Genomic DNA, 11,839 nt, shown 5'->3' with positions numbered 1-11,839 from the left:
CCCGGGACCCGCGCGGCCACCACCACGGACGGCGGCACCGCGTTCACCCGTTGTCGCGGTCCGCCCGGTCGTAGCAGAGGACGACGACCGCGGCGTCGTCGGTGTGGCCGGTGAACTCCGCGACGTCCATCACCGCCGCGGCGACATCCGCCGGGTCGCCGGTCGGGGCGCGGTCCCGCACCCGCTTCGCCGCCTCCGCCAGCCCCGCCTCGATCGGGAACGACGGCCCCTCGACCACGCCGTCGGTCAGCAGCGCGAACGCGCCGCGCGGGGCGAGCCGCCAGTACGTGACCGGGTACGTCTCGCCGGGCAGCACGCCCAGCGGCGCGCCGCCGTTCTCCTCGGCGATACCGCACCGGCCGTCGGCGGTGGCCCACACGCCCGGCGGATGCCCGGCGCGGGCGGCGACCACCTCCCAGGCGACCGGGTCGAAGGTGAGGAAGGTGCAGGTGGCGAAGAGCGGGCTGTCCACGGAGAGCAGCAGTTCGTTGGCGCGGGCGAGGACCACGCCCGGGTCGGCGCCGCCGCCCGCCACGGCACGCAGCCCCATCCGGATCTGCCCCATGAACGCCGCCGCCTCGACATCGTGGCCCTGGACGTCCCCGATGCAGAACGCCAGCCGCCCGCCGGGCAGCGGGAACCCGTCGTACCAGTCGCCGCCGATGTCGAGGCCGTTACGGGCCGGGGCGTACGCGGCGGCGGCCCGGACGCCGGGGACGCCGGGCAGGGCGGCGGGGAGCATCTCCCGCTGGAGCGCCTCGGCCAGTTCGACGCGGGCGCGTTGGAGTTCGGCGCCGGCCCGGGCCTGGGCGGTGAGCCGGCCGAGCGTCGTCAGCAGATCGTCGGCGCTCAACTCCCGCGCGGGACGCCGCCGGAACATGGACGCCTCCGTGGTGCGGTTGGTGTCCGCCGCGGGAGGCGCGCGCGGCGTGTGGTGGCCGCCTCCTGGTGCCGTCGCCGACCGGACGGGCCGACGCACAGGCTTCCGCCAGGATAGGCCGGTGCGGGCGACGCCGCCCGGTGAGCGGGGTGGGCCCGGCCCCCGGGCCCGGCCCTCACTCCGCCGCCACCGGAGCCGGGGCCGGGACCACCTTCAGGTACCGGGTTCCGGACCGTACCGCCCAGAAGAACAGCGCCAGGGCCAGCGCGGCGACGGTGAGGGAGTCGTACGGGGCGGGCAGCAAGCCGGTGCCGCCGAAGGAGCCGAGCTGCGAGAGGACGGTCAGCGCGGCGAGGTAGCACACCAGCCAGGCGCCGGTGCGCAGTTCGGCGGCGAGCGGGCGGCGGGGCGGCTCGCCCGGGGCGGGGGTGGTGCCGGGGCGCCGCATGAGGAGGAAGAGCAGCAGCCCGCCGAGGACCATCGGCAGCGCCAGCCGCAGCACCGCCCAGCCCGACCAGTACACGAACTCGCTCGCCACCACGAAGCTCAGCGGTGTCAGCCAGCGCAGCCCCGGGATCCACCCGGCGGTGGTGGTGGCGGGGTCGGCGCGGAAGACGGCGGCGGCCACCGCCGACGCCGCGTAGATCAACAGGTACATGTCGCCCATCACGCTGACGATCTGCTGCCAGCCGCCGATCGGCAGGAGGAAGAGGACGATCACGGCGAGGTTGACGACCAGGGCCCGGCGGGGCACACCGGAGCGGGCGTCGACCTTCATGAAGTAGCGCGGAAGGGTGCCGTTCTTGGCGAGGGCGTAGGTGTGGCGGGCGTCGAGGGCGACGCCGACGTACGCGGAGCCGCCGGGTGAGAGGACGGCGTCGGCGTAGAGCAGGCTGGAGAGCCAGTGCAGATTGAGGATGAGGGCGAGCTGACCGAAGGGCGATTCGAAGGAGACGCCGTGCCAGCCGCCGCCGAGCAGCGACTCGGGGACGGTGAAGAGGAACGCCACCTGGAGCGCGAGGTACATCAGCACCGCCAGCCCGATCCCGGCGAGGACGGCGGCGGGCAGGGTGCGGCGCGGGTTGCGGGTCTCGCCGGAGAAGTCCAGCGGCGCCTGGAAGCCGTTGACGGAGTAGACGATGCCGCCCCCGGCGAGGGCGGTCAGGCAGGCGGCGTAGCCGTACGGGGCGAAGCCGCCGTGGTCGGTGAGGCGGCCGGAGTGCCAGCCGGAGGCGATGAGGGCGGCCACGGTGAGCACCGGCACCACGATCTTGAAGATCGAGATGAGGTTGTTGAGCCGGGCGAACATCCGCACCGCGAACCAGTTCAGGGCGGTCAGCACCACGCTGAGCCCGGCGGCGAGCGCGACGCCGGAGGCGGAGAGCGTCCGGCCGTTGTAGAGGTCGGGCAGATAGTGCGCGGCGTACTGCATGATGGCGCTGATCTCGGCCGCGGTGCCGCCGACGGAGAGCAGCACCGACCAGCCGACGAGGGTGCCGACGAGCGGGCCGCCGGAGTGCAGCGGCCAGCGGACGGTGCCGCCGCCCTCGGGCCGGGAGGCGCCCAGTTCGATCATGACGAGGGCGACCAGCGCGCAGAGCAGCCCGGCGCCGAGCCAGGAGAGCAGGGAGGCCGGTCCCGCGGTCTGCGCGGCGTAGAGGGCGGCGAAGAGCCAGCCGGAGCCGACGATGTTGGAGAAGCCGATCGCGGTCAGGGCCCAGAACCCCAGGTCCTTGCGGAGCCGCCGCTCCTGCGCCACCGCCGCCGGTGTCCCCGGCCCCCCGCCCGTCACCTGATGCTCCGCCACGCTCCGGCCTCCCGCTCCGCTTCCGGCTGTACGGCGCCGCGCTCACGGGGCCCGGTGGGGATTCTGCCGGTCACCGGCCGGAATGCACCGGGTGCCGGGCGAACGGGATGCCGGGCGCGGCGGGTTCGTCAGCGGATGCGGCGTTTCTTCCGGGGCGGCGGGTCAGCCGCAGCACCAGCAGCCGGACCAGCAGGCGGAGCGCGGCGGGTGCCGGTGGAACTCGGAGTCGTCCGGGGGCACCACCCAGTCGGTGCCGTCGGCGGTGACGGCGACGGCGAGGCGGGCGTAGAGGAGGACGGTGATCGCCGCCAGCTCCTCCGGTTCGGCCACCCCGCCCTCGATGCGCAGGCCGATGTCGCGCGGTGTGTCCGGCGGGGCGGTCACGGCCGCGCCCCGCGGGTACGGGGCCCCGGCCGGGCGGCCCGGGACGGGCGGTTCGGCGGGGCCTGGGCTCCGGTGCTGGTCGGCGCGGTCACACGGCCGACACTAGGAGCGGCGGTGGGGGCTGTCGCGTCCGTGCGGACCGATCGGGCGAGGCGTACGGAAGGACGCGGCGCGGGCCGCGGGGGCGGTCAGCCGTCGGCCGTGCGCGGCGTGCCCCCGGCGCCCAGCAGCGCCTCGGCGGCCGGGGTACGGCGGTAGAGGACCGAGGCCCCGGCCCGGCGGCGGGTCACCAGCCCGGCGTCGAGCAGGACCTTCAGATGGCCGCCGACGGAGCCCAGCCCCAGCCCGGTCAGGGCGGCGAGGTGGCTGGTGCTCCTGGGCGCGTCGAGGAGGGTGAGGAGGGCGGCGCGGTTGCTGCCGAGGAGGCGGGCGAGCGGGTCCGGGGCGGATGGCGGCGCGGCGGGGCCCGGTCCGTCCGTGAGGGCGGTGCCGGACGCCGGGTAGATCATCGCGTAGCGGTCGGGCAGCTCCCACGCGACCCAGCCGTTCGGCCCGCCGACGGGGACGAAGAGGAGGTCGGCGCCGGTGAGGTCGCGGGCGGGGCGGTCGGCGCCGTTGACGCGGAGGCGGCCGTTGCCGAGCCAGCGGGTGCGCGGGCCGAGGTCGGCGACGGCGGCGGCCCAGCCGTGGCGGCTCAGCCGGTGCACCCGCCCGACGACATCGGCCTCCAGCACCCGGCTGCGGCGCGGCCAGTCGGGGCGGACGACGCCCTGCCACACCCGGTCGAGCAGATCGGCGGCGCGGCCCGCCGGGTCCGGGACGTCCAGCGCGCGGGGCAGCCGTCCGCCGCAGGCCGTGGCGAGATCGGCGCGGGCCTCGGGTGCGGGGGTGGCGCGGACCCGGGCCAGTTCCCCGGCGAAGGTGGGGGTGGCGTGGCGCGGCGGCCGGGAGAGGAAGTCGGGCGTCCAGCGCACCCCTACCCCGGCCGCCGCCCAGGCGCGGACGAACGGATCGGCGGTCAGCCGCGCGCGGAACGCCGCCGCGGGCGACGGGCGCCCGTCGCGCCGGGCGGGGGCCGGGGACGCGGTCAGCAGCCGCAGTGTGGCGACCGTCTCGATCAGCGGCGAGAGCACGAACCGGCTCCGCGCCAACACCTCGGCATCGACCAGCCACTCCCCCATGCGGGCCCCTCTTCCCTTGCCGCCGCCCGGGCGGGGCCGCGTGCCGATCTGCGCCCCGGCCCGCCGTCCGCGCAGGTCACCGCCGTACCGGAGACCGCGCCCGCCCGCGCACCTTTCGTACCGGGACGAAACAGTAGGACGCCGGGGGCGGGGCGCTCCACCCTGTCCGCCATGCCGCCTTCCGAGAGCCTTCCGCACCAGTTCCTGCGCACCCGCCGCTTCGCGCTGGGCGCCCCCGACCGGTTCACCGTCTCCCCCGACGGCGCCACCGTCCTGTTCCTGCGCAGTGCCTCGGGCGACGCCCCGGTGCACCGCCTGTGGGCGCTGGACACCGCCTCGGGCCGCGAACGGCTCCTCCTCGACCCGGCCGATCCGGCGTCCGGCGCCGACCCGGGCGGCGACGGCGTCACCGGGTACGCCACCGACGCCGCGGGCACCCTCGCCGCCTGTCTGTGCGGCGGGGCGCTGTGGGCGGTGGAGGTGGCGACGGGCCGGGTGCGCGCGCTGCCGGTCACCGGGCGCCCGGCCGATCCGCGGCCCGATCCGACGGGCCGCCGCGTCGCCTACCGCACGGACGGCGCGCTGCGGGCGATCGGCGCGGACGGCACCGGGGACCGCGAGATCGCCGCGCCGGACGGGCCCGACGTCCGCTTCGGCGCGGCCGAGTACGCGGCGACCGCCTCGATGGGGCGCGCCCGCGGCTACTGGTGGGCGCCGGACGGCTCCCGTCTCCTGGTGGCGCGGGTCGACGAGAGCGCCGTCGCCCGCTGGTACCTCGCCGATCCGGCGCATCCCGCGACGCCGCCGCGCACGGTGCGCTACCCGGCGGCGGGCACCGCCAACGCGGGGGTGACGCTGTGGCTGGTACCGGCCGACGGCGGCGCCCGTACCGAAGTGGCCTGGGACCGGGCCCGGTTCCCGTATCTGACGGCGGCGGGCTGGGACGCCCACGGCCCGTTCGCCGCGGTGCAGAGCCGGGACCAGCGGCGGGTGCGGACGTACGCGGTCGATCCGGCCGACGGACGGCCGACGCTCCTGGCCGAGCGGCGCGACCGGTGCTGGGTGACGCTGGTGCCGGGCACCCCGGCGCGCACCGCGTCCGGCGCGTGGGTGGCGCACCGGGACACCGGGGGCGCCGACGGCACCCGGCGGCTGACGGTCGGCGGCACGCCCGTCACCCCCGAGGGGCTCCAGTTGCGGGAGGTGCTCGGGGTCGACGGCGAGGAGGTGCTGTTCACGGCGTCCGCGGACGTGGTCGGGCAGGCGCTGTGGTCCTGGCGTCCGGAGAGCGGCGCCCGGCCGCTGACCACCGGCCCGGGCGTGCACACCGGGGTGCGCGGCGGCCCCACGCTGGTCCGGTTCGGCCGGGCGCCGGACCGGCCCGGCGCCACGGCGGTGGTGACGCGCCCCGGGCGCCCGGACCTGACGGTGGCCTCGTACGCCGAGCGGCCGGTGCTGGCGCTGTGCGAGCGGCGGCTGACGGTGACGGAGCGGGCGCTGCACAGCCGGTTGCTGCTGCCGTCGTGGCACCGGCCGGGCGGCGGACGGCTGCCGGTGCTGGTCGATCCGTACGCGGGCCCGGCGCTCCAGCGGGTGACCGACGCGCAGCCGCCGATGATGTTCGTCTCGCAGTGGTTCGCCGAGCAGGGCTTCGCGGTGCTGGTGACCGACGGCCGCGGCACGCCGGGCCGCTCCCCGCAGTGGGAGCGCACGGTCCACGGCGATGTCGTCTCGGCGGCGCTGGAGGATCAGGCGGCGGCGGTGACGGAGGTGCTGGGGCGGTTCCCTGAGCTGGATCCGGGCCGGGTCGCGGTCCGCGGCTGGTCGTTCTCCGGGATGCTCGCCGTGGCGGCGGTGGTGCGCCGCCCCGACCTCTTCCACGCGGCGGTCGCGGGCGCGGGCCCCTACGACCCGCGCCTCTACGACACCCACTGGCGGGAGCGGTTCCTCGGCCGTCCGGACACGCACCCCGAGCGGTACGACGCCTGCTCCCTGACGCGGGAGGCGTCCGGGCTGACCCGGCCGCTGCTGCTGATGCACGGGCTGGCGGACGGCAACGTCCACGCCGCCCACACCCTGCGGCTCTCCGCCGCGCTGCTGGCCGCCGGACGCCCGCACGAGGTGCTGCCGCTGCCCGGCACCGGCCACACCCCGACCGACCCGGCGCTCTTCACCAATCTGCTGCGGCATCAGGTGGAGTTCCTGTGGCGGCACCTGGGGCGGGAGGACAGCGGGGTGTGACGGTGCGCGCGGGGGCGGGCGTCGGCGCCGCCCGCCCCGGCGTCTCACTCGATGACCAACTCGACGTCGATGTTGCCGCGGGTGGCCTTGGAGTACGGGCAGAAGCGGTGGGTGGCCTCGACCAGTTCCCGACCGCGCTCGCCCGCGAGGGCGTCCGGCAGCTCGACGCGCATCACGACGGCGAGGCCGAAGCCGGTGTCGTCCTTGCCGAGGGAGACCTCGGCGGTGACCGACACCTCCGCGGTGTCGATCTTCAGCCCCCGGCCGACCTGCGCCATCGCGCTGGCGAAGCAGGCGGCGTACCCGGCGGCGAAGAGCTGCTCGGGGTTGGTGCCCGCGCCGCTGCCGCCGAGCGCGGGCGGCATGGCTAGCGCGAGGTCGAGCCGGCCGTCGGAGCTGACGGCGCGGCCGTCCCGGCCGTTGGCGGTGGCGGCGGCGGTGTAGAGCGCGTCCATGGAAGTCCCTCCGGTTCCGGTGGCCGCGTCCCGGCCACCGGAAAGAACGATGACACACAACTAAGTTGCACACAACTCATTGCCGCGCCATTGAATGCCGCGGCGACTAACCTGGGGGCATGGCCGACTCCCCCAGCCCCTCCGGCTCCCCCGACTCGCCGCTCGCCGACGCCGACCTGCTCCGCCTCGACCACCAGGTCTGCTTCTCGCTGCACGCCGCCTCGCGCGCCTTCGGCGCGGTCTACCGGGACGCCCTCAAGGACCTCGGGCTGACCTATCCGCAGTACCTGGTGATGCTCGTGCTGTGGGAGGACGGCCCGCTCCCCGTCAAGTCCATCGGCGAGCGGCTGCGCCTCGACTCCGGCACCCTCTCCCCGCTCCTCAAGCGCCTGGAGGCGGCGGGTCTGGTGCGCCGGGTGCGCAGCGCGGAGGACGAGCGGTCGGTCGGCGTCCACCTCACCGACGCGGGCGCCGCGCTGCGCGAGCGGGCGCTGCCGGTACCCCGCCGGATGCTCGCCGCCACCGGCCTGGAGCTGTCGGAACTGCGCACGCTGCGCGCCCTGTTGAGCCGGGTGACCCGGACCCTCGACGAGGCGTGACCCGTCCGGCCCGGCCGCCGCACACCTCCCGATCCGGCCACGCCCCGTACCCTCCCGTCGCCCCGCGCCGTTAGACGGGGCGAGTGCCTTCCGCGCCGTGCGGGCAGGGGCGCGCACCGCGCGTGCGCCCCCTGCGTCACCCCTCACCCCATCGAGCGAACGGCGTTGGGGAGTCTTCCGGACGAAGACGTATAAAGGGTGCCGCCGAATCAGCCGGAGCCTCCGGCGAGCCCCGCCAGAACGCGGTGGGCAACAGCGCCTACGAAAGCGGAGGAGTGCCACGTGAACGCGGCAGAAGTCGTCAACACCCTGCTGGTCCAGCGATTCGGGGTCGATCCGGTCGACGTCAGCGCCGAGACCTCGCTACAGCATCTGCGGATGGACTCGCTCGCCCTGGAGGAGTTGCGGCTGCTCATCGAGGACCGCCTCGACGTCGATCTCGACGAGGTCGCGCTCACCTCCCGGGACACCGTGGGAGCGCTGGTGGCGGCCGTCGACGGCAAAGTCGCCGCGTGACGGCCCGCACGCCGTTCGCCGCGGCCGTGACGGGCGTGGGGCTGATCACCGCCGCGGGCGTCGGGGCCAAGGCCACCTGGCACACCGTCACCGGCGAGACCACCCCCGTCGGCGTCCGCCACCGCCCCGAACTCACCGATCTGCCCTGCGACTTCACCTACGGCGTCGACGAGCTGGACACCACCGAGGTGCTGGGCGTCGCCACCCAGCGGCTGATGGACCGCTTCGCCCAACTCGCGGTGATCGCCGCCCGGGAAGCGATGGCCGACGCCGGTCTCGACCCGGAGAGCTGGGACGGCAGCCGCGTCGCCGTCGTCATCGGCTCGGCCCACGGCGGGCTGCCGTTCTACGACGAGCAGCACACCGCGCTGCTGGAGCGCGGCGCCCGCCGGGTCTCCCCCAAGCTCGCCCCGCTCGCCGTCGTCAACAGCGCGGCCAGCAGCGTCGCGATGGACCTCGGCGCACAGGGCCCCAGCCTGGGCGTGGCCACCGCCTGCTCGTCGGGCACCGTCGCGCTGGGCACCGCCCATCAGCTGCTCCGCTCGGGCGCCTGCGACATCGCCGTCGCGGGCGGCGCCGAATCGGTCTGCTCCCGGCTGCTGATCGCCAGCGCCTGCCAGATGAAGGCCGTCTCCACCCGCCGCGACGACCCGGCGGCCGCCTGCCGCCCGTTCGACGCCGACCGGGACGGATTCGTCATCGGCGAGGGCGCCGGACTCCTCGTCCTGGAGCGCCCCGAGCACGCCCGGGCCCGCGGCGCGGCGGTCCGTGCCCGCATCGCGGGGTACGGCGCCTCCAGCGACGCCTACGCCGCGGTCGCCCCCGACCCCGAGGGCCGCGGCATCGAACGCGCCCTGCGCACCGCGCTCGCGGACGCCGGGATCGGCCCGCGCGACATCGGCCATGTCAACGCGCACGGCACCTCCACCGTCGTCAACGACCGGATCGAGGCGGCGATGCTCCGCCGGGTCCTGGGCGAGGACGCGCTGGTCACCTCCACCAAGGCGATGACCGGGCACACCCTGGGGGCGGCGGGAGGTATCGAGACCGCGCTCACCGTCCTCGCGCTGGAGTCCCAGCTGGTCCCGCCGACCGCCAATCTCGACACGCCCGATCCCCGGATCCCCCTGGAGATCGTGCGCGGCGCGGCCCGGTCCGCGCCCTTCGACTGGGCGGCGAAGACGTCGCTCGGCTTCGGCGGCCACAACGCCGCACTCGTCCTGACCCGCGCCTGACGCGCCCCGCCCCCGCGGATCTCCCCCGAGAAGGAACCGTCATGTCCGAGGAAACGATCCGCTCCCTGTCGGTGGGCGGGGTGTCCTACGCGTACCGGCTGCTGCGCCATCCGGACGGCGTCACCGAACCCGTCCTGGTGCTGGGCGGTGCCCTGCAGGGCATGTTCGGGTGGCCGCAGATGGAGGAGCGGCTCCGGCCCGTGGCCGATGTGATCACCGCCGACCTGCCCGGTATGGGCACCGCCGAACCGCTGCCGCCGGGACCCAGCACCGAGCTGCTGTGCCGGGCGATCGAGCACATCCTCGACGACCTCGGTGTGGCGCGGATCAACCTCTTCGGCTTCTCCTACGGCGCCGGTCTCGCCTTCGGCTGCGCCCGGCGCTTCCCCGCCCGGATCGCACGGCTGGCGCTCGGCGGGGTCCCGTCCCACATCAGCGACGAGCAGTGCGCCCACTGGGAGCGGGCCGCCGAGGAGCTGCGGCGGGGCGCGGTGGACAGCTTCGCGACGCTCGCCACGGACGGTCTGCTCTGTCTGGACGAGGGCCGGTACGTGACCCGGCGGCGGCTGGCCTACCGCTATGTACGCCGGTCGATGCTGCAGGCGGCCCGTACCTCCCCGCATGCGCTCGACTCGCTGGTGCGGGCGGTGACCGACCGGCCGGACTTCTCCGGCGGGCTGAGCGGCGTGCCGACCCTGGTGTTCAGCGGCGCCCACGACACCGTGACCGCTCCGGCCCGGCAGCGGCGCTTCGCCGCCACCGTCGACGGCAGCCGGTTCCTGGTGATCCCGGACGCCGACCACTGGGTCGTCCTGGAGCGCCCGCAGGCCGTCGCCGACCTCGCCGCCCGCTTCTTCACCGACCGTCCGCTCTCCTCCGCCCCGGCACTGGCACCGGTCACCCGCGACGACGAGCCGACGGACGGCGCGGTGGCGTACGTCTGAGCCGGTGCGGGACCGGCGGCGGGCAAATTCGGCCGAACGCGCCCGCCGCCGGTCCCGCGCCCGGTAGGAAGAAGCCCATGGCTTCTCCCCCGGAGTACGGACCCGAAGGCCCGATCCGCGCGGTGGCGGCGCAGCCGCCGGTCCCGGTGGCCGGGGTGCTCTTCGACTTCTCCGGGACGCTCTTCCAGATCGCGCCGTACGCCGACCGCATCCGGGCGGCCGTCCCCTTCGCCGTCGACGACACCACGATGGACGCCTGGCTGACCGCGCTGGCCACGGGGCTGACCGCCCCCGGGGTGCGTGCCGCCCAGCACGCCCGCGACACCTCCGCCCGGGCCCACCGGCACGCCTTCACCACCCGGTACGCGTCGGTGCCCGCGCTCGCGCCGTACGCGGCGGCGCTGTACGAGCAGCTGCGGACGCCGGAGCACTGGTTGCCGTACGCGGACAGCGCGCGGACCCTCGCGGCGCTGGCGGAGCGCGGGATCGCGGTCGGGGTGGTGAGCGATGTGGGCTGGGATCTGCGGCCGACCTTCGCCCACCACGGGCTCGCGGAGCATGTCGGGGCCTGGGTGCACTCCTTCGAGCACCGCACCGAGAAGCCCGGTCCGGCCCTCTTCCGCCACGCCTGCGCGCTGCTGGGGCTGGCTCCCGCGCAGGCGCTGATGGTCGGCGACCACCCCGCCAAGGACGGCGGCGGCGCACTCGCCGGGCTGCGCTCCTACGTTCTGCCGAGCGGTGCGGCGCCGGGCGGTGTCCGCGGGCTGGACGCGGTGCTGCGCCTGGTGGCGCCGGACCCGGCCGTCTGAGCCGCGCCGCCCTCTCCTTCCCCTGTGGCGCAGGCCACTTCGGCGCCGCTCCGCACCCCGTTCTTCGGCCGCCGCGGAGTGAGGGCAGGCACAGGGCGTACGTCACGTACGAGGGCGCTTAGTCGCGCGGGAACCCGTAGGGGCACCGGAAAACGCGGATGATTCCGGACATTTAGCGGCATCTCCCTATCGACGGTAGTACGTCACATCATTGCCACCGATTCGGGGCCGCGCTAACCATGGATCCAGCAAGCACCGAGAACGTGCCGGTGAGCTCCTCGCCCTGCTGAGTGAGCGCGGCCTGACCCTCGGTTCCCCGCGCCGCCGAAGGCCGTATCCCGCACCAGCCCCTGAGAAGAGGTCACCACCGCATGTCCCGTTTCGCCCTGCTCCGTAACGCCCGCATCACCCGCACCCAGAAGGTCGCCACCGCCGTGCTGGCCGCTGCCGGTGCCACCACCGCCCTGGCCGTGACGGCCGCCCCGAGCCAGGCGGCGCCCACCGCCTCGGCGCACGCCCCGGCCGCGGTCAAGCCCGTGAGCGCCAACGGTCTGCCCCAGACCGGTGCCGCGAAGAGCGCCGAGGCCAACTCCGCCACGGTGTCCGCCGCGGGCCACCTGAAGGTCACCGCGGTCGAGAAGCAGGGCCACGCCGCCAAGCAGGCCGCCAACCGCTCCGCCGAGCGCCAGGCCCCGAAGTCGTATGCGAACAACCTGGACGGCTGGATCCGTCAGTCGCTCGACATCATGAAGAACAAGGGCATACCCGGCTCCTACGAGGGCCTGCAC

General features: G+C 75.7%; 11 protein-coding genes and 1 pseudogene. 7 read left to right on the top strand and 5 right to left on the bottom strand.

The window, feature by feature from the left end:
- Positions 1–43: 43 nt before the first annotated feature.
- The 4 genes from IF23_RS0107140 to IF23_RS0107125 form a co-directional block, all read right to left on the bottom strand.
- Positions 44–880 carry a PP2C family protein-serine/threonine phosphatase gene (locus IF23_RS0107140; protein ID WP_030280995.1) on the bottom strand — a complete coding sequence of 279 codons (837 nt, stop codon included), beginning with the start codon at positions 878–880 and terminating at the stop codon, positions 44–46.
- A 175-nt stretch (positions 881–1,055) separates the two neighbouring features.
- Positions 1,056–2,687, bottom strand: coding sequence for an APC family permease (locus tag IF23_RS0107135; protein ID WP_030280993.1), 1,632 nt, complete (start codon positions 2,685–2,687; stop codon positions 1,056–1,058).
- 162 nt (positions 2,688–2,849) lie between these two features.
- Positions 2,850–3,071, bottom strand: a complete 222-nt coding sequence (locus IF23_RS0107130) for a hypothetical protein (protein ID WP_030280992.1) — start codon at positions 3,069–3,071, stop codon at positions 2,850–2,852.
- Positions 3,072–3,259: 188 nt separating this feature from the next.
- Complete coding sequence (locus IF23_RS0107125; RefSeq protein WP_030281254.1) at positions 3,260–4,252, bottom strand: winged helix-turn-helix domain-containing protein; 993 nt, start codon at positions 4,250–4,252, stop codon at positions 3,260–3,262.
- A gap of 171 nt (positions 4,253–4,423) precedes the next feature.
- On the opposite strand from IF23_RS0107125, the gene IF23_RS0107120 reads away from it, so the two are divergent.
- Positions 4,424–6,493 carry a S9 family peptidase gene (locus IF23_RS0107120; RefSeq protein WP_037677602.1) on the top strand — a complete coding sequence of 690 codons (2,070 nt, stop codon included), beginning with the start codon at positions 4,424–4,426 and terminating at the stop codon, positions 6,491–6,493.
- A gap of 44 nt (positions 6,494–6,537) precedes the next feature.
- On the opposite strand, the gene IF23_RS0107115 is transcribed toward IF23_RS0107120, so the two are convergent.
- On the bottom strand, positions 6,538–6,948 hold the full coding sequence (locus tag IF23_RS0107115; RefSeq protein ID WP_030280988.1) for an organic hydroperoxide resistance protein: 411 nt from the start codon (positions 6,946–6,948) through the stop codon (positions 6,538–6,540).
- A gap of 119 nt (positions 6,949–7,067) precedes the next feature.
- Between IF23_RS0107115 and IF23_RS0107110 the strand changes: the two genes are divergently transcribed.
- The 6 genes and pseudogenes from IF23_RS0107110 to IF23_RS0107085 all read left to right on the top strand — a co-directional run.
- A complete protein-coding gene (locus IF23_RS0107110) occupies positions 7,068–7,547 on the top strand; it encodes a MarR family winged helix-turn-helix transcriptional regulator (RefSeq protein WP_030280986.1) in 480 nt (159 codons plus the stop codon).
- Between the two features lie 282 nt (positions 7,548–7,829).
- Positions 7,830–8,063, top strand: coding sequence for an acyl carrier protein (locus IF23_RS0107105; RefSeq protein WP_030280985.1), 234 nt, complete (start codon positions 7,830–7,832; stop codon positions 8,061–8,063).
- On the top strand, positions 8,060–9,298 hold the full coding sequence (locus IF23_RS0107100; protein ID WP_030280983.1) for a beta-ketoacyl-[acyl-carrier-protein] synthase family protein: 1,239 nt from the start codon (positions 8,060–8,062) through the stop codon (positions 9,296–9,298). The genes IF23_RS0107105 and IF23_RS0107100 overlap by 4 nt, the downstream gene beginning before the upstream one ends.
- Before the next feature lie 41 nt (positions 9,299–9,339).
- Positions 9,340–10,242: an alpha/beta fold hydrolase gene (locus tag IF23_RS0107095; protein WP_030280981.1), complete on the top strand. Its 903-nt coding sequence runs from the start codon at positions 9,340–9,342 to the stop codon at positions 10,240–10,242.
- A gap of 77 nt (positions 10,243–10,319) precedes the next feature.
- Positions 10,320–11,051, top strand: a complete 732-nt coding sequence (locus IF23_RS0107090) for an HAD family hydrolase (protein ID WP_051739335.1) — start codon at positions 10,320–10,322, stop codon at positions 11,049–11,051.
- Positions 11,052–11,422: 371 nt separating this feature from the next.
- Positions 11,423–11,839, top strand: a pseudogene (locus IF23_RS0107085) (transglycosylase SLT domain-containing protein); the annotation flags it as partial.

It is taken from the genome of Streptomyces catenulae, assembly GCF_000718015.1.
Classification (GTDB): domain Bacteria; phylum Actinomycetota; class Actinomycetes; order Streptomycetales; family Streptomycetaceae; genus Streptomyces; species Streptomyces catenulae.
Note: the sequence above shows the minus strand (reverse complement) of the source record. Positions and strands in the feature narration are given on the sequence as shown.